Raw genomic sequence first — 21052 nt, forward strand, 5'->3', positions numbered from 1 at the left:
CCTAATTTTCTACGCTTCATAGCGGGCGTGTTTCACATCTTATAAAACTGCAAGCAAATCAGATTCGCGTGTGATGAGGTATTCTTCGCCGTCAAGTTTGACCTTGCTGCCGCCGTATTCTGCGAAAACAACAACATCACCGACTTTAACTTCAAGCGGAATTAATTTTCCTTCTTCATTACGTTTGCCTGGTCCTACGGCAACAACTTCTGCTGTGCGCGGCTTCTCTTGAGCACTGCTGGCCAGAACGATGCCGCCGACAGTTTTTTCTTCCTCTTCTTTCACGCGTAAAACTACACGATCTGCTAAGGGTTTTAACATATTCAACCTCCAAATAATTTTCTTTATTTTAGCACTCTAATTGGCAGAGTGCTAACTTACATTCTTATTGTACCGCAAAGGTCAAAAATAGTCAACAGTTTAGTCTAAATTTCCAGCTGATTTAACAACAATTTTTTCATTTGCTGATTTATTTGTCATTTCCCGCTTAAAAAGGCAGTTCTTCGGCCTCCAACGCTAATTCTTCCGTGCTGATGCTGCCTTCCCGCAGAGCCACTGCGGCTTTGCTTTCTAAAAGGTTGTAAGAGGTACAGAGGACCTCGGTCACGTAATGGCGCTGCTTCTGCTTGTCCTCGTAGTTGTGTGTGCGGATTTCGCCCTCAACAGAAAGCAGGCTGCCTTTCTTGGCATAAGAAACAAAGTTTTCAGCGGTTTTCCCCCAGATGACCAGCGAGATAAAATCTGCCAGCCGTTCCCCCTCCGGATTCCTGTAACGGCGGTTAACAGCAATCGTCGTGTGGACAACATTTTTGTCGCTGGCTGTTGTCACGAGTTCAGGATTGGCGACCAGTCGGCCGATGAGAAGTGTTTTGTTCATTTTTGAACCTCCAAAATTTTCTATAATCAGGGTTTTTTCCTCCCTACTGTTATATACGCAAAATTTCGGCAAGTGTTACAAAAATTTCGAAAAAAAAAATAGCCTATGCTACTTTTTTTCTTTCACAATATAAATCGGACGCCCTTTGACTTCTGAGAAAATCTTGGCAATGTATTTGCCGATAATTCCCAGCATCAGCAAAGTCACACCGAAGGCGAACAAAATGATAACCACAGTTGAAGCCCAGCCGCCGACCGGGTCATTCCAGACAAGCGCCCGCACTATAACAAACAGCAAAGCAACAATATCAATGAACACGACAACCAGACCGCCCCAGACCGCCAGATTCAGCGGTGCCTCAGAGAAATTGACAAAACCGTCAATCGAATACTTCAGCAGACTGAAAAAACTCCAGTGACTGCTGCCGGCCACGCGCTCATGATTCTCATAGGCGACATATTCAGTATTGAAACCGACCCAGGTGAAGAGGCCCTTTGAGAAACGGTTGTATTCGGAGAGCTCGAGAATCGCGTCAGTCATCTGGCGCGTCATCAGCCTAAAATCACGCACACCGTCAATAACAGGCGTCTCCGAAATTCGATTCATAATCTTATAGAAAAGCCTGCTGAATAAACTGCGCAGCCATGGCTCACCCTTACGGTCAAAGCGGCGTGCCGCTACACAGTCAATGTCAGGCGCTTGGATTTTGGCATACATCTCGATGAGCATTTCCGGCGGGTCCTGCAAATCCGCGTCGAGTAATGTCACGTAATTACCGGTCGAGGCCTGTAAACCAGCATAAATCGCAGACTCTTTGCCGAAATTTCTCGAAAAATCAATATAATGCACGATGTCAGAATGGGCAGACTGCAGCTCGCGCAAAATCGGCAGCGTCCTGTCTTTTGAACCGTCATTGACAAAAATGTACTCAAACTCAACCGGCATCTGCTGACGCACCTTTTCAGCCGCCGCAAAAAAGTGCGGCAGACTCTCTTCCTCGTTGTAACAAGGGACAATGACTGAAATTTTATCCATGCCACATCGCTTCCGCGTCAAAGGCCTCACCAGCCGCTAAGTCCGGCGATAACTCAATAATCCCGCGCGCCTGCGGTGCATTCGGCAATCCTAGCTCACGGGCCGAGCAGAGCATTCCGTGACTCACCACACCGCGAAGTTCACCGTCAAAAATCAAAGCCCCGTCCGGCATGAGAGAAATCGGCAGTGCCGCCACTGTTTTCAGACCCTCACGCGCATTAGCCGCGCCGCAGACGATTTGTACCAGCTGCTCAGGATTTCCGACATCAACCTGGCAAATGTGCAAATGGTCAGAATCCGGATGTTCGTCCATTTTGACAATTTCAGCCACCACAAAATTAGAATGTACCTCGCCCTCGATGGTTTCAGCAAAACCAGCCGCAGCAATGTCATCTTCAAGGTTCCAAATCTGCTTCTCAGTCAGCGTGATTTCACCATTTTTCGGAAATTCCTCGCCGAAAAAGTTCCAGGCAACCGTCTCGCCGGTGTCTTCACGAAAAACGCGCGCAATGTCAGCCTTGCGCTCGTAATCTAATGCTGCCCCGTGGTTGTCCGCTACAACGAGCATCAGGACATTTCCAATATTTTCGTTAAAAAATGCTATCATATTTTCCTTTATTTGTAATTTGCGAGAAAGCTGTTGACTTCTTCTTTGGTTTTACGGTCTTTGTTGACCAAGCGCCCGATTTCTTTGCCGTTTTCTAAAACTACAAAGCTGGGAATGCCGAAAATATCCCATTCCTGAGCCAAATCCATGAACTCGTCACGGTCAGTTTCAACAAACTGAAATTCCGGATTTTCAGCTTCAATTTCAGGCATCTTAGGTTTAATAAAAGCGCAGTCCGGGCACCAGCCGGCTGTGAAGAAGAAAACAAATTTTCCCTCCTTTTTCGTTAACTGATTAAGTTTCTCGGTATTTTCCGGTATAATCATTTTTTATTCATTCCTTTCAAGCGCTGTTAAACTCAAGCGTTTTCAACTTCTTTGATAATTTTTTGTGATTTTTCTTCAATTTCAAAACTGATTGACTTGCCGCTGGCAAAGTTTAAACCGCCGGCGAAAACATTCTCGCGCAGAGGTTCATCAAAAAGCCAGACGACATCAATTTCTTCCTCGTCAAAGTAATCTCGCGCCGCTTCAATCAGTTCAGCGCGCAGATTATCCTCATTCTGCTGATAGGCAAGATAAAGCCCTGCGCCCGCAACCGCACCGACAGCCAGACCGACGCCAAATTTCCAAAATTTTCCCATACGATGATTTTACCACAAAATAGGTTATAATAATAGTGTTTAAGTTTATTAAGCTTATTATTGTGTAAACGTTTTTATCAGAAAGAGGTCAATATTTATGGATTTGTTCAGTAAAATCAAAGAAATCACTGAGATTCAGGCAACCAGCGGTCATGAAACCGCCATGCGTGATTACTTGGAGAAAAAGATGCTGGGACTGGGCTATCAGCCTGAATTTGACGGCCTCGGCGGAATTTTCATCACTAAAAAATCAAAAGTCGCGGGTGCCCCGCGTGTCATGATTGCCAGCCACATGGACGAAGTCGGCTTTCTTGTCTCAAAAATTCAAGCTGACGGGACACTCCGCGTTGTCGCGCTCGGCGGCTGGAATCCTCTGGTTGTCAGCGCCCAGCGTTTCAGCCTGTTTACTTCGTCTGGCAAGAAAATCCCTGTCATCACAGGCGGCGTGCCGCCTCATCTGATGCGCGGAAGCGGCAGTGCGCCTTCACTTCCAGCCATTTCTGATATTGTCTTTGACGCAGGTTTTGCAGATAAAAACGAAGCCGAGACTTACGGCATCCGTCCCGGCGACGTCATCGTTCCTGAAACTGAAACCATTCTCACCGCCAACGGCAGAAATGTCATGGGCAAGGCCTGGGACAACCGCTACGGCTGCCTTGAAGTGCTGGAGCTGCTGGAGTTCCTGAAAGACAAAGAACTTGGCGTAACACTGATTATCGGGGCCAATGTGCAGGAAGAAGTCGGTCTGCGCGGCGCCAAAGTAGCAACAACCAAATTCAAGCCTGACCTCTTCTTTGCTGTTGACTGCTCGCCGGCGGGAGACACTTTCGGCGATGAAAACGGCCGCATGGGCGGCGGCGTGACAATGCGCGTCTTTGACCCGGGTCATATTATGCTGCCGGAAATGAAAGACTTCCTGATTGAAACAGCCGAGACGGCCGACGTTAAAACCCAGTATTACATTGCCAAGGGCGGCACAGACGCAGGTGCAGCCCATTTGGCGGGCGAGGGCATCCCTTCTGCCACTATCGGCGTCTGCGCCCGTTATATCCATAGCCACCAGACGCTTTATAGTCTGGATGATTTCCAGCAGGCACAAAAAATGCTGCAGGCCATGGTAAACAGCCTGGATGCCGAGAAAGTTAATAAAATTAATCGAAATGCATAAAAAATTCCATTACATTTGGGGAGCGGTGCTCCTGCTGCTTTTCCTGATTCTAGCCGTCATGGTGCGTCAGAAATTCCAGAACGGGCCGCTGGTCCTGAACAGTTTCATCAGCGATACAGCCGTTCAGCAGCGGGTTTTCAGCCTGCGGACACCGAGTGTGAGCGAAGCCGGCAAAATCATCCATCTGCTGTTCGGTCCGAAATACGGCTACTTTTTGGCGGCGGCCTGTCTGATACTGATATTAATCTTTAAAAAGTCCAATCGCTGGATTTCAGCCCTGTATCTGCTTCTAATCACCGGATTCTGCACGCTTATCAATCCGGAAATCAAAAAACTCATCGGCCGGGCGCGTCCTGCCGGTAGATGGCTCGTTTCCGAGAGCGGTCCGTCCTTTCCCAGCGGGCATTCAATCATGGCCGCTGCCTTGATTGGCGGGCTCTTCTTCATTCTCGCCTCTTCCCTGAAAAATCATTTTATCCAAGTGCTTTTAGGGATAATGGCTGCGCTGTTAATTTTGTGCGTCATGGCCAGCCGTGTCTACCTGGGAGTGCATTACCCGTCCGACACGATTGGCTCACTGTTGCTGGCTTTCGCGCTGCTGCACCTGAGCTACCCGCTTTTCTACAAATTTTCCCACACAAAACGTACGCGACATCCAAAATAGCAGAAAATGTAAATAAATATACGAAAACGACTTTACTCACTCAGCAAAGTCGTTTTCTGCAATATTCTGCAAATCGTCAAAAGTAATGAATTCGACAGGATAATCCGGCCACTGCTGCATCATGTCCACCAGAAAATGCAATTTCGTCTCATTCTCAGAATCATACAAAACCAGCGCGGCGTCCGTATTCTCAATCAGAAACTGGTCATAAGCCCGGAATTGTCCAGGACTTTCATAGACATCAAAGCTGTATTTGACGAAATCCACCTGCTTAAAAGCCTGCAGCTTCGCCCGATTTGCCTCATTCCAGTTTTGACCATGTGTCTTAAAAGGGAAAATCGTGGACAGTTTCAAATGATAATCCTCACGATATTTTTGCGCCTCCTGCAGCACCCAGAACTCAAAACCCAGATTTCCGCCGAAAATCAGCCATTCCAGCCCATCGCTGAGATAATTCTCCAGGCGTGTATCAATGGCTTTTTTGATGATTGAAAGTTTGGGGTCTTTCTCATTAAAAATCCCCAGGTCAAAAGCGGAATAACCCGCAATCAGTAAGCTTTTTGCCATCAGATATACATATTGTACAAATCAAGAATCGTGCCGGTGAACTCAATGCCCTCACCGTCCACTTCCAGCATCAGTATTTTCCCTTCATCCGGAAGGACATCAAAATCGGACAACTGGCAGGAAATAAAGTCAGACGGACTGTCAAATTCTTCCGTGTAAGTCATGCCATTTTCAAGTTCAAAAGTAAATTTCATATATAATTATTCATTCCTTCTATATTTTTTTATATTGGGTCAATTGTATCAAATGACAAGCTCGGAAAAGCATTTTCCGCCAAGTCAATAAAATGCGCCTGCTTCAAGTCAGTATAAGCTGCCGCAGCAATCATACCAGCATTATCGCCACACAAGCGCAGCGGAGGAATAATGACCTTCACAGCCGTTATCTCATCAGCCAGACGCTCGCGCAAACCCTGATTAGCCGCCACACCTCCCGCCACAACAAGCGTCCGGATTTCAGGAAATTCAGCCAGCGCAGCCTTGGTCTTATAGAGCAGAATATCAAGCACAGCCGCCTGGAAACTCGCCGCCAAATCATCGTCATCCAATGTTTCGCCCTTTTGCTCCGCATTGTGCACCAGATTGATAAAAGCCGACTTCAGACCGGAAAAACTGAACTCATAGCCCGGCTCTTTCATCATGGCACGCGGAAAATGATAGACATCCTGTCCGCGATGCGCCATCTCATCAATGATTTTACCCGAAGGATAAGTCAGTCCCAGCACGCGCCCGACCTTGTCATAAGCCTCACCGACCGCATCATCCCGCGTTTCGCCGATTTTTTTATAATCTCCCTCACGCGCCACATAAACAAGCTCGGTGTGGCCGCCGGACACCAGCAGCGCCAGCGCCGGATATTCAATCGGCCCGCCGGAATCCGGCAGATTTGCCGCCATCAAGTGCCCAGCCATATGATTGACGCCAATCAGCGGCAGACCGTGCGCCCAGGCAAAAGCCTTAGCCGCAGTCATGCCAACCAGCAGCGCACCCACTAAGCCTGGTCCCTCCGTCACTGCAACGGCCGTCAAATCCGACGGCGCAACACCTGCGTCAGACAACGCCGCTTCGATACAGTAGGTAATCTGCTCCGTATGATGACGGCTGGCAATTTCAGGCACCACGCCGCCGAAACGCTTGTGACTGGCAATCTGCGTCGCAATCACATTCGACAAGAGCTCGCAGCCGTCTTTCAGCACTGCAACTGAGGTTTCGTCACAAGATGATTCAAAAGCTAAAATATATGTTGTTTTCATTTTTTCTTTCATAGTTGGATTCTCCGGAGTAACAGAGCATCTTCCACCGGCCTGCTGTAATAAGCCTTGCGATGGTTAAACTGCGTGAAACCGAGCTTTCGGTAGAGTTCTTGGGCCGAGAGATTACTCACACGGACTTCTAAAAACAGAGTCCCGTGAAAATCAGCCAGATTTGCCAGCAGACGGCTGGCCAGCCCCTGTCGCTGATACTCAGGCAGAACCGCCAGATTCGTGATTTCAAGCTCATCGAGCACGCATTGTGTCGCGAGGAACCCGACCAAGAGGTCATCATCATAAACGAAGTAATAACAAACTCCAGAATGCGCCAAATCCAGCATGATTTGTTCCCGCGACCAAGGAGAATGACCGTAAATTTCTGCCAGAATACGAAAAACAGACTCTGTCACGGTCCGCACCGCTGTGATTTCCCGGCTATTTGTAAATCTAAAGCTCAAGTTTCAGCTCCTTCTCCATCTCTACGGCATCGCGCCCGTCGTCATAATAAGCCGTCAAAATCCGCGCGCTCTCAAAACCGCGCTTCCGGTAGAAGCCCTGCGCCTTGAGGTCCGGCCGGCTCACCTCCAAAGTCAGATGAGAAATCTTCAAACCGCGCGCCAGGTCTTGCGCATCGCTCAGGAGCTGACTGCCGATTCCAGCGTTCTGCGAGGACTTCCGCACCACAAAGTTCGAAATATGAAAGTCCGTCAAACTAAGATTCCAGCGCAAACCGATGTAGCCGAGAATCTTTCCGGACTTTTCTGCCACAATGAAAGCAGCCCGCGGATTTTCAGAAATTTCATGCTGAAAATGACTGAAAGTCCAGGGAATCTCCGTGAAAACGTCGCGCTCAATTTCCAGCAAGGCCCTGATATCGTCCGGAACCGCCAGACGCACCGTCAAATCGCCAGTTTGCCTGAACTTCACAGGCAAGCCCTGCTTTTTAAACCCGCGAAACCAAGTCTTTATCATCTGCCCTAAGGCCACTGGACGCCTCCCATTTCTCTTCCGCCTCCACTTTTTTCAGGTAAACCGGATTAAAATCATTCACATTCTCGACCGACGGCAGATTTTCCGCCAACTTGGCAATCTCAAAAGCCGACGGCAAATTAAACGGCGCCTCACTCAAAATCGTCGCCTCCGGGATTTTGGCCAAAATTTCCTCACGAAACATACCCGCATCCCCTGTGAAGACCGGTGCCTCATGACCTTCTAAGCGAGCAAGCAGCTCATCCAGCCCGATATGCTGGTCTTTAATTAAGTGCCTGCCGGCCCTGTAGCCGCCCGCGTAAACCAGTCCACGCCGTGCATTCATCAAAGGCACCACCATCCTGTCAGAATGCGCGCGCTCTGCTATCGCCTGCAGACTTGAGACACCCACCAGCTCAATACCGAGCGTTGCAGCCAGCGTTTTCGCCGCCGTCACCGCAATCCTTAACCCCGTGTAGGAGCCCGGCCCCTGTGCCACCGCAATCCGCGTCAAATCAGCCGGCGAAAGGCCCAGCTGCGTCATCAGAAAATCAATCGTCGGCATCAAAGTCACAGAATGATTAATCGGCGAATTCAAAGTCACCTCGCCGAGGAGCTTCCCCTTAGCCGTAACAGCCACACTCGTCGCACTGCCGGACGTATCAAACGATAATATTACCATATCTCTATATTATATGGTAAAATAGATGTAATTGCAAAATACACGACCAACAAGATGTGAATTAGAAGGAAAGATATGCTTTTTAAAGTTTTTTACCAGGAAAATAAAAATGTAACCCCACGCCGCGAAAACACACGCACTATGTATGTTGACATTGATGCTAAAGATAAACTCGAGGGAACAATCAAGTTACGCCAATTAATCGCCACAAAGACAAATCATCAGATTGAGTTCATAGACGCACTGTCTGATTCAGCGGCAGCTTATGAGCAGAAAAACAAAAAGTTCACACTGACAGAGCTTTAATAATCAAAGCACAGTCTTTTTTGCTATAGACTGTTCTGACCATTTGCAGATTAACCTTACAAATATAAGTGAAATGCTTTTTCACAAAAATGACGCCGCTTCTCTTTTGTCCAAAAACAGTAGAGCGGCGGCAATTTACAATTCAGAATGATTATGACAATTAACCTGTCAATTTGACAGCTGTTTTCATTTACAAAAAAAGAAAAGAGAGAGGTAATGTACAAACACTTCACGTTTGTCTAATAAAACATGCCAACAAAATCAAAAATCAAAGAAAATGAAGTCGCAGTCTACGCCATGGGCGGGCTCGGCGAAATCGGCAAAAACTGCTACGGCGTCGAATATAAGAATGAAATTATCGTTATCGACGCAGGTGTGAAGTTCCCCGAAGACGAACTGCTGGGAATCGACTATGTCATCCCTGACTACAACTATATTCTTGAGAATCTTGACCGCGTCAAAGGCGTCGTCATTACTCACGGCCACGAGGACCACATCGGAGGAATCCCCTGGCTGCTCAGACAAGCCAATATCCCAATCTATGCCGGCCCTCTGAGTCTGGCGCTGATTCGCGGCAAACTGGAAGAGCACGGCCTGCTCCGCAACGCGAAACTTTTTGAGATTAACGCTGATTCTGTCCTGAAATTCGGCGGCGAGATGTGGGTGGACTTCTTCCGTACCACGCACTCGATTCCAGAGCCAATGGCCGTTGCCGTTCATACGCCGGAGGGCGTCATCGTCGAAACCGGCGACTTCAAGTTCGATTTCACACCCGTAGGCGAGCCTGCTGACCTGCACAAAATGGCCAAACTCGGCGAAGAAGGCGTTCTGCTTCTCATGTCCGACTCGACCAACGCCGAAATTCCGATTTTCTCGAATTCTGAAAAAGTCGTCGGCGCAAATATCATGAAAATTTTCGAGCGTATCGAAGGCCGTATCATCTTTGCCAGCTTTGCCTCCAACATGTTCCGACTCCAGCAGGCCATTGACGGTGCTGTTCGTACGGGACGCAAGGTCGTCGTGTTCGGCCGTTCTATGGAAAAAGCCATGGTAAACGGGCTTGAGCTGGGCTATATTCACGCGCCTAAAGGCACCATCATTGACCCGAGCGAAGTCAATCAGATTCCGTCAGACCAGCTGGTCATCATGTGTACCGGCTCTCAGGGCGAGCCAATGGCTGCGCTCAGCCGAATCGCCAACGGCATGCACCGCCACATCACACTGCAGGCCGGCGACACCATTGTCTTCTCTGCCAACGCTATTCCAGGCAATACCCGCGGCGTTTATCAGCTGATTAACAAAATCTCCGAGGCAGGCGCCGAAGTCATTTACGGTAAGACAAACAACATCCATACCTCCGGACACGGCGGACAGCAAGAGCAAAAACTCATGCTGCGTCTGATTAAGCCGAAATTCTTCATGCCGATTCACGGCGAATACCGCATGCTGAAAATTCACGCAGGACTTGCCCAAGACACCGGTGTACCTAAGGAAAACTGCTTCATTCAGGTCAATGGCGATGTCCTGGCCCTGACGCGCGACAGCTGCCGCTTCGCAGACCATTTCCGCGCCGACGACATTTACGTGGACGGAAACGACATCGGCGGTATCGGCAACGCTGTGCTGCATGACCGTCGTGAGCTCTCAGAAGATGGCATCGTCATTGCAGTTGCTAACGTTGACATTGCCAACAAGCAGATTATTGCAGGTCCCGACCTGCTCAGCCGCGGCTTTATCTACATGCGCGAGTCCGGCGACCTGATTCGCAGCGGACAGCGTGTGCTTTTCAACGCCATTCGCAGCGCATTGAACGAAGAGGGCATCAACGAAGCCGGCGTGGCCAGAGCCATGCGTGAAGCGCTCAGCCCATTCTTATACAAAGAAACCGAGCGTAATCCGCTGGTTGTGCCGATGGTCATGTCACCTGATAAATAACTTTCAAAAAGCTTCCAATTTACAAAATGGAAGCTTTTTCTTTAAGGGCAGCTCTAACAAACAGCTTTTCGTGACTTTTGAGCTCAATTTTCCCCCGCAAGGGGGAAAGCGATCTGTACACAGAGCTAAAGCTCTGGCAATTTCTAAAAGCTAAAGCTTTTGAAATTGTCTGCCCCTGCGGGTGCTGCTGTCGACTCTCGCTACGGTGCTGAAGCACCTAGTTGAGTCGCAAGCGGCTAAAGCCGCAACAGCCTGCTTTTAAGTCAAGGAAGGCCGATGACGGCTTACAGGCGTAGAATTTTTTATACAAAAAGATTGACACTACGTAGTGTACGTGGTATAATAAAAATGTCAGGAGGTAGGTATACATGCCGATGACAACAAGAGAAGCCGAAAGATTATTGCTTGAAGCTGGTTTCCGAGAAGTGAAAGGTGCTGGTAAAGGTTCGCACAGAAAATTTACCAAGGCTGGTTATCCAAGACCGGTAAATCTGACTGCTCACGGGAAGGAATTATCACGACAAGTGGAAGATTCTGTAAGGCAGGAAGTGGGGCTGAAGTAGCCCCCTGTTATTCTCGAAATGGAGGTACAAAATGCATAAAAAAGTTTATCCAGCTGTTTTTGAAACCGACCCGGTCGGTTACGGGATTTATTTTCCGGATATTGAGGGGGCGGTTACTCAAGGCGCCGATATTGCTGAGGGGCTGGAGATGGCTTCTGACGTTCTAGGAATTATGCTTGCAGACTTGATTGAGAGAGGTAAAGATTTACCTGTGCCCACCCCGATGAATGAAATCAAAGTCGATAATAAGACACAGTTTGTCACGCTTGTTTCTGTGGATCTGGCAGAATATCTGGAAATGAATGAGCCGGTGAAAAAGACCTTGCAAATCCCTAAATGGGCAGATAAACGCGGCAAAGATCTCGGGATTAATTTCTCGCTTACTTTAACGGAAGCGATATTAGAGTTTGACAAACGATAGTACAAATGGTAATAATATTTCTGACTTGAGGAAATGGCTGAGAAAGGAATTTTTGCAGTAAATCATAATTTCAGCAATTCTTACCAGATTTTTACCAGGAGAGCTGGAGAAGGTAATTATAGCGCCATTTGGAATCCCCTCCTCTCCTTATTTTATGGGGCTCCCATGACTCTGTTTGAGTCTGGGAGCTTTTTTGCTGTTTTTTACTCAAAGCTTAATAAAGTTCGTAGTAGACGGAGTTTTGTTGAGAAAACAATGATGAAAGTCGAAATAAAAAACCGTATCACGGCTATTCATATTTTGGCCTTTGCGCTTGCCAGGGCGTTTTTTCAATCAAATGACTAAAATGACTACGTTTTTAAAATGCAATAATTGTATTCTATCAAAGCCATCTAGCTTGAGAATGTTGATTCTCATCGCATAAATCGAGATAATACGAGATAAATGACTTTTTTCGCATTTTACCATAAAATGTGATAGTTTTCATCTATTTATGATTTAACGTAGACGCTTACAGGTGTATGTCTAGGAGGGCTGACGCGGAATTTTGTAAGCAGGCTGTTGCGGCTTCAGCCGCATACAGTTCGCTTTCCCCACCACTGTGGGGGAAATTGAGACAAAATCACGAAATCTGTGTTTGTTAGAGCTGCCCTTTATGTAATAATTTCCCGCGGCACTTGCCGCAGCGGTACTTCTTCGTGTCAATTCTCCGCTGACGGGGATAGGCAAATCCGCAGTTCTCACAGATATAAAGATAGTTGATTTTCCGCGGAGCTAGTGACGGCGCATGGCGGCTGCCGCCGACTTGTTTCAGCAGAAGTTTGAAGTCTCTGTCTTCGTGCTTGTAACCGGCGTGGGCCTGGTACAAGTGATAGTGGCAGAGCTCGTGCAGGATGATTTTGTCAAATTCCGGATGCTCGGCAAATTTCGGGTTGAAATCCAGATGACTGTCAGCAGGAAAAAAGCGGCCGCCTGTGGTGCGCAGGCGTGTATTCCAATAGGCTTTATGCCGAAAGGGCATGTTAAATTTTGCAAGACTGACTTTTCTCACATAATTTGTGAGTTCGTCTTCATTGGACAAGTTGAGCAAGTCTCTCCTTTACCTCATGCAGATTTTCAACCAGCAAATCTGCCTCTGACTGGTCCATGCCGAAGAAATCGTCACGTATCGCCCAAACCGCTGCACCTGCGGCTTTTCCCGCTGCGATACCCATGCTGGAGTCTTCAATCACGAGCGTTTCCTCTGCTGTGACCGCCAATTTTTTCATGGCTGTCTCGTAAATTTCAGGATTAGGCTTCGTTTCCGTGAAATCCTCGCCCGAGCAGGCGATGTCAAAGTACTGACCAATATTTGCCTCATCAAAACAACGCTGAATTTGGCGGTGATCCGAGCTTGAAGCAATGCCTATTTTGTAGCCGGCGTTTTTCAGAAAGTCCAGCAACTCCGTGGCGCCCGGGAACAAAAGCGCCTTGTAAGAATATTTTGTCGCCTCTTTAAAGGCTGTGTAGTTGGCCTGGAGTTCGGCAATGTTCTCTTGATGGTAGCGCTCGCCGAGGATTTCCGGCCACATGTCGCGCATGCGCCCGCCCGCGAAATAAGATTTGGGGAAATTCGCCGTGTCGACGCCGATGCTTTCCAGGTAATCAAGGCGCTTCTGGTGGAAAAAGCGCTCGGTGTCTACTAGGACGCCGTCCATGTCGAAGATGACTGCTTTGAATTTCATGGTTATATTATACTATTGGAATAACGTTCGCGCAAGCGCTCGGTTTTTGGAATAACGTTCACGCAAGCGCTCGGTTTTTGGAGGAATGTTCGCGCAAGCAAGCACTACTTTTTAAGCTTCTCTCTATAGACCGAATCATCGAAGTCAGGGGCGTACGTTCTCATGATATCGAAAAGTTCATCACTCTGCTCATCGCTAAGCTTCAGCTTTTCTTTCTGAATCCTTTCATCCAGTTCCTTACAAATTGAATCGAAAACAATTCTCTTCATAGCTGACTGCATAATTTCATCCACGAGAGGATCCACATTGAGTACTTCTTCTATGTCTTCATCACTCCAGATATCATCCATGCTGTAAAACTCTTTCAAGTCTCCACTCTGTATTTCCTGATTTACTTCATCTATGTCTTCCTTCGAAAAGACTGTCAAATCAGGTAATTTCATGATCCTCGGTCCCACCCAGTCTTTGAACTTTTCCATTGCCTTTTTATCATGCGTTCTGAGCATTTCGTCAATTTCGGACAATCCCCATACACCGCCGACATCCTCAATAATGCCAAAACCTTTTCCCTTAATTACTCGAGGAAGCTTATTTTCAAGGGAATCAGCAACCTCAGACTTTTCAAGCGTCACTTTAATCTCCCAGTTATCACCGAAGTCGTAAGTCAACAAGCCATGTTCCTTCTCAAAACTAAAAAGCTGGTCAACATGATATTTACTGATATCCTTCGGTTCCATGAAAGAAACGAAGCCGTCATCATATTCGTTTTCCAGCTCATATGTATCCCCATCTTTCTCAAAGCTGAAAAGATGACCCCCATTTGCTCGGAAAGTTTTCATCAGCACGTAACATAATTCCTCTAGTTCCATCTCTGAGGATACCAGAATTCTACGCCACATTCTGGGCTTGAAACCGGTCAGTTCGGCGACAAACTGCATTGTTCTTGTTTTCACGGCGTCACTCCTTTTCTTTTGTTGGATTTAGCATAATTGTATCACAATTCTCTTTGAGCTTGGAAATTGGAGGAATTTTCTTTTGGCAACAGCGTAAGTGGTCCGATATTGTGAGAAGAATAAATACTAGTTCAAATTCAAATCAATTACCAAAATTAGAATTTGAAGATATCATTTCCGGTTTTGGGGAATTAAACAAAGACATTTCAGGAAAGCTGGACAACCGAAAAGGAACGCTGTTTCAACCACAAAATATTTTGTTTGGAAAACTTCGTCCCTATCTTAAAAAATGGTTATATGCTGATTTTCACGGGATTGCTATTGGTGATTTCTGGGTTTTCGAATCAAGACAAACTATTCCGAGATTTGATTATTATCTTATGCAGGCTGATGCTTTTCAGAGGGTAGCAAACGATACGTCTGGAACAAAAATGCCACGTTCAGATTGGAAGACTGTCTCGGAAACATTATTTGAAATTCCATTTGATAAGACAGAACAAATCAAAGTTGGTCACTTTTTCCAACTCCTTGACCTGCATGTCACTCTTCTTCAGCAAAAACTAGACAAACTCACGAAGCTCAAAAAAGCCTATCTGCAGCAAATGTCTGTTTGACTTTACGATAAATTTATCGTATAATTATTTTGACAAAATTTTACGGAGGTTGGCGAATGAAGTCAGCACCAGTTTCAGATTTGAGAAATTATACTTCGATTACGCATGAAGTCCATGAGGGCAGTCCTGTTTATTTGACCAAAAATGGCAAGGAAAAGTATGCTTTGGTTGATATTGATGAATGGCAGAAAATGAAGGCAACGCTTGCCTTGTTCACAGAAATTCAGAAAGGTGTGCTCTCTCTGGAACAGGAAGGGGCGTTGACGTTTGATGAATTCGAGGCAAAGTTTGAGGATTGAATGACGACGAAAAAATACATTTTAGACATTGCACCACAAGTAGTACGTGATTTACGTGAAATTGAATTTTACAAGAGTCAATATCATGCTTATCCTGAAAATGTAGCAAAACTTATCTTGAAAATTCGCAGAGAAATTAGGCGACTCGGTCGTAGCCCGCTTAGCGCTCCTAGTTTGAGCAGTAAAACGGTCATCCCGAATAACTATCGCTATTCAGTGATTGCTGATTATTTAATCATCTTTGAAGTTGTGGGAAGTCATGTAAAAATTTACCGTGTGCTTTCTGGCAAAATGGATTATCTGACTCTTTTGGGACTGAATTAAAATTTCTCTAAAAAATTCGTGATGAAGATAGAGTCTCTGCCTGTGCTTCAGGATTTTGAGATGGGGCTGAGCGCCCCGCTTGATTTCATTGTCCAAAGTCTGTCTGGAAATATTCAGCCGTCTGGCGATTTCCGCTTTCGGGAGTTTATCTCTGAGATAAGTCTCAATCTGAATTCGATTTTCATAGGTTAAGTGCTTGTATTTTTTATGTTCTGTGCTACAATTGGAGAAGGTCATCATGTCTCTTTTCTATATTGTTTTGTCGTAAAAACTATTATAAAAGAAAACATGATGATTTTTTGTTGGAAAAGTGTCCAACTTCATTTTATAACTTTCAGGGTATTATTCCGTTGTTAGTGCTTTTGACATTAAAACAAAAATCTGATAGTATAACTGTCAAGGAGATGTGGCCAGTGGGGTTATACGCGAGGGCCTCTCTTTTTTTATTATATAAATATTGAGTAATTTTATGCTTGATTGATTTTTAACTTCATTTATGAACCAAGTCTTTCCTGAGCCCCATTCTCCATTCAAGAAGTAAGTTTTCCTGTTTTCAAGCAGATTCGCAAAATTCTTAGCCGCCACAGTAGTATCAATTTTGTCTAGTTCAATCATCAGGCTCCATCACCTCCATACTTGGAAGTTGCGCCACCAATTCAACAGTCCGCATTGAAACGGTAATAATACTCAAAAGCAAATCCAAAATATAACGAGGATTTTCGGGGGCAAACTCGTTCGGGTCATCTGTGATGCCTGACTTTTTATCCGTCTTAATCTGATATTGGTCAATAATCCACTCAATCGCCGAGCGACCGTTGACGACGTATTCATATGCCTGCTCAGGAATATTTGAAATCGTGATAGATTCATTGAAGACAATCGTGTCGAGTTGTCCTTTCTTTGGATGCTTCATCTTCTTGACTTTGAAGTTTCCAGAATCTTCGCCAGTGACGGTTACACCAGCCCAGCTTGGTTGATGTTCATAGTCCAGATGCAAATCTGCCAATTTTCGACCGATTTCAACGAATTTTTCTTTGTTTTTGAGAAGTGGAATTCGTGGTAAAATTTTATGTAGTTCGGCATCATACTTGACTTTATAATCCTGCGAATGCAAAACTCCATATACATAATACGCCATCATATCTTGTTTAATTCCAAAATATATTGAACTTTCTACAGAGATATTACTTGTTTCATTAGAAAAAAGTCCTTCCCCTTTAATTGCCATTGGATACATTTGGGTACCTGAAGAAAATCCCATTGCAGAATAACATACTGGGCCTTTAGTGACCAACAATGAGTAATTTTTCACTCCTTTTGGGCCAGGAGCGAATAAAACTAGACTATTTTCTGGAACCATCTTATTATATTTACCAGGGCGTTCTACGATATTTTTATCATAGAACACATATTTTTTGGTAAATGGCCTAGCTAGTGTGACAATAATGTTTCGACCATCAACACTAAGTTCTTCAAACCGATTGAATTTATTTTTTAATCCTACTGTCCAAGAAATATAATCATCGTTCATATTTATAACTTTATTTCTTTCAACCAAATCTAGGTGTCTTAAACTTTTCAATTCTGAATTATAGTTTTCCACCATTCTAGAAATATTACCATCAACCGATTTTTTAGAAAAATTAAACGTCCAAAAATCTCTTCCTGTGTTAAACCCAACAATTTTGTTATTAAAAATTTGAATTTCAGATTCGGCTAGTCCCCAGTATTTATCATAGTTTTCATCACGTTGGTTTATCCAATCGTTATTTTTATCTGGAATTACAGCTGTCCAATCAATATTTTCAACCGTTCCAAATTCTCTCAGAATCGAAAGTTTTTGTTCACGATTAAGATAGTCCCCAATATCACGGTAATATATCTCATGATTATCACTTCCATCTTTAATCAAAATTGATATAGCAATTGTTGTGCGACTTCCTGAACCAAAAATTTTACCTCCTTCTTTTCGTGATTGCTCTCCCAAAGTTCTTTGGTCTCCACGAAGATTGAATATATAGAGATAATTAAAGTCATTTCCAAGACACTTTCTAAAGCCATCCGTTGTCTGACTATCAATAAATGACCCATTTGAAACAAAACCAATTATTCCATTTATTTCTAATCTATCAGAAGCCCATCTGAAAGCTTGAATATATTGGTCATATAATGCTTTTTTTAGGCTTGAGCTTGAGTACTTAGCATAAGTTTCTTCAATTCGACCAGTTAATTTGGGGTAGGAAATATTCCGATTATTATCATTTTCGGAAGTTTGCCCCACAGAATAAGGCGGATTCCCCATAATCACAGTAATCGGCACTTCCTGCTGGCGTTTCAAGCGTTCATCATTTCCCCCGAAGAAATCGTCGTCAAGTGTGTCTTCTCGTTCCGTAGATTCAAAAGTGTCAGTCAGGACAATACCTTCAAAAGGCACGTATCCCCTGTCATCTCCGTCAATTTCATCAAAGACGGCTTCAATATTGATAGCTGCGATATAGTAGCTCAAAAGGACAATCTCATTTGCATGGAGTTCATTCACATACTTTTTAAGAATATCTTCAAATTGAATTTCGCCTTTATCCATCATCTTTTTAAGGTACTGAAGCGTACGCGTGATAAAAGTACCTGTGCCAGTGAACGGGTCAAGAATATGTACACCTTGACTAGCAATGGTTTTATTGAAATATTTCCTGAGGACATCGTCAACTGAATGAACGATAAAATCCACGACTTCTACTGGAGTAAAAACAATTCCTAAACGTTCTGTTGTTGACTTGAAACCTGTACGGAAGAATTTATCGTAAAGTGTGACAATGATTTTCTGCTTAGCTTCAGCATTATCTATCCCGCTCGCGCGCATCTGAACAGATTCGTAAAATGGCTGGAGTTCTTTCTGCTCCTTATCAAATCCGAAATTTGACAGCTCGTTAATGATTTTTTCCATCGCGTCATTGACAGGATTGCTCCGCACAACGCTGTATTCATCAAAAAGCGCATCAAAAACTGGTTTTGTGATTAAATGTTGAGATAACATTTCTATCGCTTGCTTGTCAGAAATAGAATCGTTGATATTATGCTTGAGCGCTTTGACGAACTTGTCAAATTCAGTTTTAACGGAATTGTTTGTCTCAATCAGTGTTTGAATATATGCCATGTGGCGTTGTGCTATTTTGGCGACATCTTCTGACCAGTCTTCCAGATAGGCACGATTGCCTAATTTAGAGACTATTTTCCCATAAATAACACCTTCCAGCTCTGTCCAATCATCCAGCGATTCTTCCTGTACATAGGCTTCCGTCCGATTCTTGATGTATTTACCTTTATTTTTGCCGCGTGTTGCCACGTGATAACCTACTGGTGGCTCTTGTACAGTTTGAACACTATCATCGCCCAGCTCGTAATCTACTGGAGGAGCTGTCACGTCTATGACATTAATGTTGGAAGGCTTTTTCTTATTGTACTGGAGTTTGTTAATCGTTGCCTGAAAGCGTTCATCTACGGAGCGCAAAGCGTTCAATATTTGCCAGATGACATCATAATTCTGGCTATTGTCCAAAATTGTTGCTGCATCAACACCCTCAGGAACAACAATAGGGATAATAATGTAGCCGTAATCCTTATCAGCCGCCTTTCGCACAACACGTCCGACTGCCTGCACAATATCAATCTGAGATTTTCTTGCACTCAGAAAGACAATCGCATCCAAATTAGGGACGTCAATGCCCTCTGTCAAAAATCGGACATTTGACAAAATTCGTGCTTCATTTTCTGGAATTTCATCAGACTTAAGCCAATCTAGCTCTGTATTTTTCTGTAGTGCATTCATTGTGCCATCCGCATGATGGACATCCACAGTAAAATCATTACTACTTTCAGCTAAGTATTCATTGACAACCGTATCGAAACGGTCTGTAATGAGCTTTGAGTCTGCAATCGTTCGTGTGAAAGCAATCGCGCGCTTCATTGGCTCTCCCCAATACGTGTTAGAGTCACTGTTTCGCTTTATCATGCCGTTCCAAACACCTATAATGCGTCCAATATCATCTAGTTTTAGGTCATTATCAGCTGCAAGACTCTTTTGTAAATCCTTACGAATTCCGCTCTCGTTGACCGCAAGTACCATCAGTTTGTAGTCAGTCAAAATCCCGCGGCCAATCGCGTCACCAAATCCGAGCCTGAAAATCTGCGTTCCAAAAAGACTTTCATCATCCATTGAGGCGACAACAACAGACTGCTCCTGTGCAGTATGTTTTGCATCTTGTCCATAAATCTTAGGTGTGGCAGTTTGATAAAGACGGAGTTTCCCCTTGATATTTTCGTTGCTGTGTACTTTTGTAAATGCAGAATCATCTTGACCTTCCAAATGTGCGCCAGTTGTACGATGGGCTTCATCTGCAATAATCAGGTCAAACTCTGGGAATCCATCTTTTTGTGCTTTGCCTAATACTTCAATTGATTGGTAGGTACTGAAAACAACCAAAAGCTGTGTTGGCTCAGATTTTTGAATTTCTTTATAATTCTTTAGCACTTGCTCTGTGGAAGTTGTTGCAGGAAAGCCAATATCTGGTGCCTTTTCAAATAAATTTGACTCATTTTCATCAACCGTACCGCGGCTTGCATTTCTATCCGATGTGACTGCAAGTGAAGCAATGGAAAGTTCTGCGTCATTATTCCATGCGCGCAAGGTTTGTGTCAAAAGTTGAATTGACGGCACAAGATAAAGCACATTGAAGGTATTCTCTTTTGACTCTTTCGCTAAAGCTTCAGCAATCTTCAGACTTGTAAAAGTTTTTCCTGTACCTGGCGCCATAATCAGCTGACCACGGTCATGTTTTTTGAAATAAGCTAAAGTTTTGTTAATTGCTGACTGTTGATAGTCTCTCAGAACCTTTGACTGTTTTATTGCAACCTTTTCATGACTTTCAAACGAAAATTGTTCCCAATCAATCTGAGAATTCCGTAAGTCTGAGAGCCCAATTCGTGCAACAGATTTTGACTGATTATTAATCGCCTCTTCAGCATTTACTCCCCATTCGTCAGTTGAGGAAACAATTATTCCTTCAGAATAGTATTCTTTACCCAGCTCGGCAAGATAAGAATCAATATCTGCTTTTTGAAGCCTATGATTGTAAAATTTTGCCTGAACAGCTACTAATTCTCCCGTAAAGGTTTTTGCGACTAAATCCACTCCCCTGTCTTGTTTAGGTATACCTTCAGATTCCGGAACCTCTGAGAGCATCCAGACATTTTGAAATAAATTTTTATATGTCGGTTCATTTTCAAGATAAGCTTTGACAAGCCATTCAAAAGCCGTTCCCCGGTCACGCTGAGCGTTGTGATTTTTATTAATCTGTTGGATTAAGGTATCAAAAGTCATATGATACCTCCATCACACGCAAAAACGCCCTGAAGCTCAAGGCGTCTTGTATATGTCGAAAAAAGGTAGTTTCTA

Annotated in this window: 28 protein-coding genes; 10 read left to right on the plus strand and 18 right to left on the minus strand. The window is 44.7% G+C overall.

Translation table 11 applies throughout. From position 1 onward, the window contains the following. Positions 1 to 39 precede the first annotated feature (39 nt). From groES to ACYQ2E_RS02220, 6 genes are all read right to left on the minus strand, one after another. Positions 40 to 321: a co-chaperone GroES gene (gene groES / locus ACYQ2E_RS02195; RefSeq protein WP_460016418.1), complete on the minus strand. Its 282-nt coding sequence runs from the start codon at positions 319 to 321 to the stop codon at positions 40 to 42. Positions 322 to 487: 166 nt separating this feature from the next. Further along, positions 488 to 877, minus strand: coding sequence for a single-stranded DNA-binding protein (locus tag ACYQ2E_RS02200; RefSeq protein WP_460016419.1), 390 nt, complete (start codon positions 875 to 877; stop codon positions 488 to 490). A 108-nt stretch (positions 878 to 985) separates the two neighbouring features. Then, positions 986 to 1912, minus strand: coding sequence for a glycosyltransferase family 2 protein (locus ACYQ2E_RS02205; protein ID WP_460016420.1), 927 nt, complete (start codon positions 1910 to 1912; stop codon positions 986 to 988). Beyond that, positions 1905 to 2519 (minus strand): YtpR family tRNA-binding protein, encoded by a 615-nt coding sequence (ytpR, locus tag ACYQ2E_RS02210; protein ID WP_460016421.1) that lies wholly within the window; start codon positions 2517 to 2519, stop codon positions 1905 to 1907. The genes ACYQ2E_RS02205 and ytpR overlap by 8 nt, the downstream gene beginning before the upstream one ends. 8 nt (positions 2520 to 2527) lie before the next feature. Continuing rightward, positions 2528 to 2845 carry a thioredoxin family protein gene (locus ACYQ2E_RS02215; RefSeq protein WP_460016422.1) on the minus strand — a complete coding sequence of 106 codons (318 nt, stop codon included), beginning with the start codon at positions 2843 to 2845 and terminating at the stop codon, positions 2528 to 2530. A 32-nt stretch (positions 2846 to 2877) separates the two neighbouring features. Further along, positions 2878 to 3162, minus strand: coding sequence for a hypothetical protein (locus ACYQ2E_RS02220; RefSeq protein ID WP_460016423.1), 285 nt, complete (start codon positions 3160 to 3162; stop codon positions 2878 to 2880). Positions 3163 to 3259: 97 nt separating this feature from the next. Here ACYQ2E_RS02220 and pepA point away from each other — a divergent pair, with 97 nt between their 5' ends. Both pepA and ACYQ2E_RS02230 read left to right on the plus strand, forming a co-directional pair. Beyond that, entirely contained in the window at positions 3260 to 4330 is a 1071-nt protein-coding gene (gene pepA, locus ACYQ2E_RS02225) for a glutamyl aminopeptidase (RefSeq protein WP_460016424.1), read from the plus strand. After that, entirely contained in the window at positions 4293 to 4994 is a 702-nt protein-coding gene (locus ACYQ2E_RS02230) for a phosphatase PAP2 family protein (RefSeq protein ID WP_460016425.1), read from the plus strand. The genes pepA and ACYQ2E_RS02230 overlap by 38 nt, the downstream gene beginning before the upstream one ends. A 36-nt stretch (positions 4995 to 5030) precedes the next feature. Here the strand turns inward: ACYQ2E_RS02230 and ACYQ2E_RS02235 are convergent, their stop codons facing one another. Genes ACYQ2E_RS02235 through tsaB form a run of 6 tightly spaced genes read right to left on the minus strand, consistent with a single transcriptional unit; the run spans position 5031 to position 8461 of the window. Continuing rightward, positions 5031 to 5561, minus strand: coding sequence for an SLOG family protein (locus ACYQ2E_RS02235; protein WP_460016426.1), 531 nt, complete (start codon positions 5559 to 5561; stop codon positions 5031 to 5033). Beyond that, positions 5561 to 5755, minus strand: a complete 195-nt coding sequence (locus tag ACYQ2E_RS02240; protein ID WP_460016427.1) for a DUF4649 family protein — start codon at positions 5753 to 5755, stop codon at positions 5561 to 5563. Before ACYQ2E_RS02240 ends, ACYQ2E_RS02235 begins: the two co-directional genes overlap by 1 nt. A 29-nt stretch (positions 5756 to 5784) precedes the next feature. Continuing rightward, positions 5785 to 6813 carry a tRNA (adenosine(37)-N6)-threonylcarbamoyltransferase complex transferase subunit TsaD gene (gene tsaD, locus ACYQ2E_RS02245; protein ID WP_460016428.1) on the minus strand — a complete coding sequence of 343 codons (1029 nt, stop codon included), beginning with the start codon at positions 6811 to 6813 and terminating at the stop codon, positions 5785 to 5787. 8 nt (positions 6814 to 6821) lie between these two features. Further along, positions 6822 to 7268, minus strand: a complete 447-nt coding sequence (gene rimI / locus ACYQ2E_RS02250) for a ribosomal protein S18-alanine N-acetyltransferase (protein WP_460016429.1) — start codon at positions 7266 to 7268, stop codon at positions 6822 to 6824. Beyond that, positions 7258 to 7797 carry a ribosomal protein S18-alanine N-acetyltransferase gene (gene rimI / locus ACYQ2E_RS02255; protein WP_460016430.1) on the minus strand — a complete coding sequence of 180 codons (540 nt, stop codon included), beginning with the start codon at positions 7795 to 7797 and terminating at the stop codon, positions 7258 to 7260. Before rimI (ACYQ2E_RS02255) ends, rimI (ACYQ2E_RS02250) begins: the two co-directional genes overlap by 11 nt. Next, positions 7754 to 8461, minus strand: coding sequence for a tRNA (adenosine(37)-N6)-threonylcarbamoyltransferase complex dimerization subunit type 1 TsaB (gene tsaB / locus ACYQ2E_RS02260; protein ID WP_460016431.1), 708 nt, complete (start codon positions 8459 to 8461; stop codon positions 7754 to 7756). The genes rimI (ACYQ2E_RS02255) and tsaB overlap by 44 nt, the downstream gene beginning before the upstream one ends. A gap of 75 nt (positions 8462 to 8536) precedes the next feature. Between tsaB and ACYQ2E_RS02265 the strand changes: the two genes are divergently transcribed. The 5 genes from ACYQ2E_RS02265 (at position 8537) to ACYQ2E_RS02285 (ending at position 12031) form a co-directional block, all read left to right on the plus strand. Further along, complete coding sequence (locus ACYQ2E_RS02265; protein WP_460016432.1) at positions 8537 to 8767, plus strand: RNA polymerase epsilon subunit; 231 nt, start codon at positions 8537 to 8539, stop codon at positions 8765 to 8767. A gap of 249 nt (positions 8768 to 9016) precedes the next feature. Continuing rightward, on the plus strand, positions 9017 to 10702 hold the full coding sequence (rnjA, locus tag ACYQ2E_RS02270; protein WP_460016433.1) for a ribonuclease J1: 1686 nt from the start codon (positions 9017 to 9019) through the stop codon (positions 10700 to 10702). A 368-nt stretch (positions 10703 to 11070) separates the two neighbouring features. Then, positions 11071 to 11265 (plus strand): type II toxin-antitoxin system HicA family toxin, encoded by a 195-nt coding sequence (locus ACYQ2E_RS02275; protein ID WP_460016434.1) that lies wholly within the window; start codon positions 11071 to 11073, stop codon positions 11263 to 11265. A 31-nt stretch (positions 11266 to 11296) separates the two neighbouring features. Then, positions 11297 to 11686, plus strand: a complete 390-nt coding sequence (locus ACYQ2E_RS02280) for a type II toxin-antitoxin system HicB family antitoxin (protein ID WP_460016435.1) — start codon at positions 11297 to 11299, stop codon at positions 11684 to 11686. Between the two features lie 33 nt (positions 11687 to 11719). Next, positions 11720 to 12031: a hypothetical protein gene (locus tag ACYQ2E_RS02285; RefSeq protein ID WP_460016436.1), complete on the plus strand. Its 312-nt coding sequence runs from the start codon at positions 11720 to 11722 to the stop codon at positions 12029 to 12031. Positions 12032 to 12326: 295 nt separating this feature from the next. Here the strand turns inward: ACYQ2E_RS02285 and ACYQ2E_RS02290 are convergent, their stop codons facing one another. The 3 genes from ACYQ2E_RS02290 to ACYQ2E_RS02300 form a co-directional block, all read right to left on the minus strand. After that, entirely contained in the window at positions 12327 to 12767 is a 441-nt protein-coding gene (locus tag ACYQ2E_RS02290) for a SprT family protein (protein ID WP_460016437.1), read from the minus strand. Further along, the gene (locus tag ACYQ2E_RS02295) at positions 12757 to 13410 is read right to left on the minus strand and encodes an HAD family hydrolase (RefSeq protein WP_460016438.1); all 654 of its coding nucleotides are present in this window, start codon (positions 13408 to 13410) and stop codon (positions 12757 to 12759) included. Before ACYQ2E_RS02295 ends, ACYQ2E_RS02290 begins: the two co-directional genes overlap by 11 nt. 104 nt (positions 13411 to 13514) lie before the next feature. Next, a complete protein-coding gene (locus tag ACYQ2E_RS02300; protein WP_460016439.1) occupies positions 13515 to 14363 on the minus strand; it encodes a plasmid pRiA4b ORF-3 family protein in 849 nt (282 codons plus the stop codon). A 53-nt stretch (positions 14364 to 14416) separates the two neighbouring features. On the opposite strand from ACYQ2E_RS02300, the gene ACYQ2E_RS02305 reads away from it, so the two are divergent. From ACYQ2E_RS02305 to ACYQ2E_RS02315, 3 genes are read left to right on the plus strand one after another with little or no spacing between them, the layout of a single operon-like run. Continuing rightward, entirely contained in the window at positions 14417 to 14977 is a 561-nt protein-coding gene (locus ACYQ2E_RS02305; protein ID WP_460016440.1) for a hypothetical protein, read from the plus strand. A 56-nt stretch (positions 14978 to 15033) separates the two neighbouring features. Next, positions 15034 to 15276, plus strand: a complete 243-nt coding sequence (locus ACYQ2E_RS02310) for a type II toxin-antitoxin system Phd/YefM family antitoxin (RefSeq protein WP_460016441.1) — start codon at positions 15034 to 15036, stop codon at positions 15274 to 15276. Beyond that, a complete protein-coding gene (locus ACYQ2E_RS02315) occupies positions 15277 to 15600 on the plus strand; it encodes a type II toxin-antitoxin system RelE/ParE family toxin (RefSeq protein ID WP_460016467.1) in 324 nt (107 codons plus the stop codon). Here ACYQ2E_RS02315 and ACYQ2E_RS02320 read toward each other — a convergent pair. The 3 genes from ACYQ2E_RS02320 to ACYQ2E_RS02330 form a co-directional block, all read right to left on the minus strand. Then, a complete protein-coding gene (locus tag ACYQ2E_RS02320) occupies positions 15508 to 15840 on the minus strand; it encodes a helix-turn-helix domain-containing protein (protein ID WP_460016442.1) in 333 nt (110 codons plus the stop codon). The two genes, ACYQ2E_RS02315 and ACYQ2E_RS02320, sit on opposite strands and share 93 nt — an antisense overlap. A gap of 156 nt (positions 15841 to 15996) precedes the next feature. Then, the gene (locus ACYQ2E_RS02325; RefSeq protein WP_460016443.1) at positions 15997 to 16215 is read right to left on the minus strand and encodes a P-loop NTPase fold protein; all 219 of its coding nucleotides are present in this window, start codon (positions 16213 to 16215) and stop codon (positions 15997 to 15999) included. Then, positions 16208 to 20977 carry a type ISP restriction/modification enzyme gene (locus tag ACYQ2E_RS02330; RefSeq protein WP_460016444.1) on the minus strand — a complete coding sequence of 1590 codons (4770 nt, stop codon included), beginning with the start codon at positions 20975 to 20977 and terminating at the stop codon, positions 16208 to 16210. The genes ACYQ2E_RS02325 and ACYQ2E_RS02330 overlap by 8 nt, the downstream gene beginning before the upstream one ends. Positions 20978 to 21052 lie beyond the last annotated feature (75 nt).

The sequence above is a fragment of the Lactovum odontotermitis genome (assembly GCF_054658595.1).

Bases quoted from the DNA above. Each gene is read 5' to 3' on its own strand.
- ACYQ2E_RS02230 (WP_460016425.1), top strand. From the start codon at position 4,293: ATGCCGAGAAAGTTAATAAAATTAATCGAAATGCATAAAAAATTCCAT.
- ACYQ2E_RS02310 (WP_460016441.1), top strand. From the start codon at position 15,034: ATGAAGTCAGCACCAGTTTCAGATTTGAGAAATTATACTTCGATTACG.
- ACYQ2E_RS02220 (WP_460016423.1), bottom strand. From the start codon at position 3,162: ATGGGAAAATTTTGGAAATTTGGCGTCGGTCTGGCTGTCGGTGCGGTT.
- ACYQ2E_RS02285 (WP_460016436.1), top strand. From the start codon at position 11,720: ATGGCTGAGAAAGGAATTTTTGCAGTAAATCATAATTTCAGCAATTCT.
- ACYQ2E_RS02295 (WP_460016438.1), bottom strand. From the start codon at position 13,410: ATGAAATTCAAAGCAGTCATCTTCGACATGGACGGCGTCCTAGTAGAC.
- rnjA (WP_460016433.1), top strand. From the start codon at position 9,017: ATGCCAACAAAATCAAAAATCAAAGAAAATGAAGTCGCAGTCTACGCC.
- ACYQ2E_RS02200 (WP_460016419.1), bottom strand. From the start codon at position 877: ATGAACAAAACACTTCTCATCGGCCGACTGGTCGCCAATCCTGAACTC.
- ACYQ2E_RS02235 (WP_460016426.1), bottom strand. From the start codon at position 5,561: ATGGCAAAAAGCTTACTGATTGCGGGTTATTCCGCTTTTGACCTGGGG.
- ytpR (WP_460016421.1), bottom strand. From the start codon at position 2,519: ATGATAGCATTTTTTAACGAAAATATTGGAAATGTCCTGATGCTCGTT.
- pepA (WP_460016424.1), top strand. From the start codon at position 3,260: ATGGATTTGTTCAGTAAAATCAAAGAAATCACTGAGATTCAGGCAACC.
- ACYQ2E_RS02215 (WP_460016422.1), bottom strand. From the start codon at position 2,845: ATGATTATACCGGAAAATACCGAGAAACTTAATCAGTTAACGAAAAAG.
- ACYQ2E_RS02325 (WP_460016443.1), bottom strand. From the start codon at position 16,215: ATGATTGAACTAGACAAAATTGATACTACTGTGGCGGCTAAGAATTTT.
- ACYQ2E_RS02280 (WP_460016435.1), top strand. From the start codon at position 11,297: ATGCATAAAAAAGTTTATCCAGCTGTTTTTGAAACCGACCCGGTCGGT.
- ACYQ2E_RS02205 (WP_460016420.1), bottom strand. From the start codon at position 1,912: ATGGATAAAATTTCAGTCATTGTCCCTTGTTACAACGAGGAAGAGAGT.
- ACYQ2E_RS02240 (WP_460016427.1), bottom strand. From the start codon at position 5,755: ATGAAATTTACTTTTGAACTTGAAAATGGCATGACTTACACGGAAGAA.
- groES (WP_460016418.1), bottom strand. From the start codon at position 321: ATGTTAAAACCCTTAGCAGATCGTGTAGTTTTACGCGTGAAAGAAGAG.
- ACYQ2E_RS02330 (WP_460016444.1), bottom strand. From the start codon at position 20,977: ATGACTTTTGATACCTTAATCCAACAGATTAATAAAAATCACAACGCT.
- tsaD (WP_460016428.1), bottom strand. From the start codon at position 6,813: ATGAAAACAACATATATTTTAGCTTTTGAATCATCTTGTGACGAAACC.
- ACYQ2E_RS02320 (WP_460016442.1), bottom strand. From the start codon at position 15,840: ATGATGACCTTCTCCAATTGTAGCACAGAACATAAAAAATACAAGCAC.
- ACYQ2E_RS02275 (WP_460016434.1), top strand. From the start codon at position 11,071: ATGCCGATGACAACAAGAGAAGCCGAAAGATTATTGCTTGAAGCTGGT.
- tsaB (WP_460016431.1), bottom strand. From the start codon at position 8,461: ATGGTAATATTATCGTTTGATACGTCCGGCAGTGCGACGAGTGTGGCT.
- ACYQ2E_RS02265 (WP_460016432.1), top strand. From the start codon at position 8,537: ATGCTTTTTAAAGTTTTTTACCAGGAAAATAAAAATGTAACCCCACGC.
- ACYQ2E_RS02315 (WP_460016467.1), top strand. From the start codon at position 15,277: ATGACGACGAAAAAATACATTTTAGACATTGCACCACAAGTAGTACGT.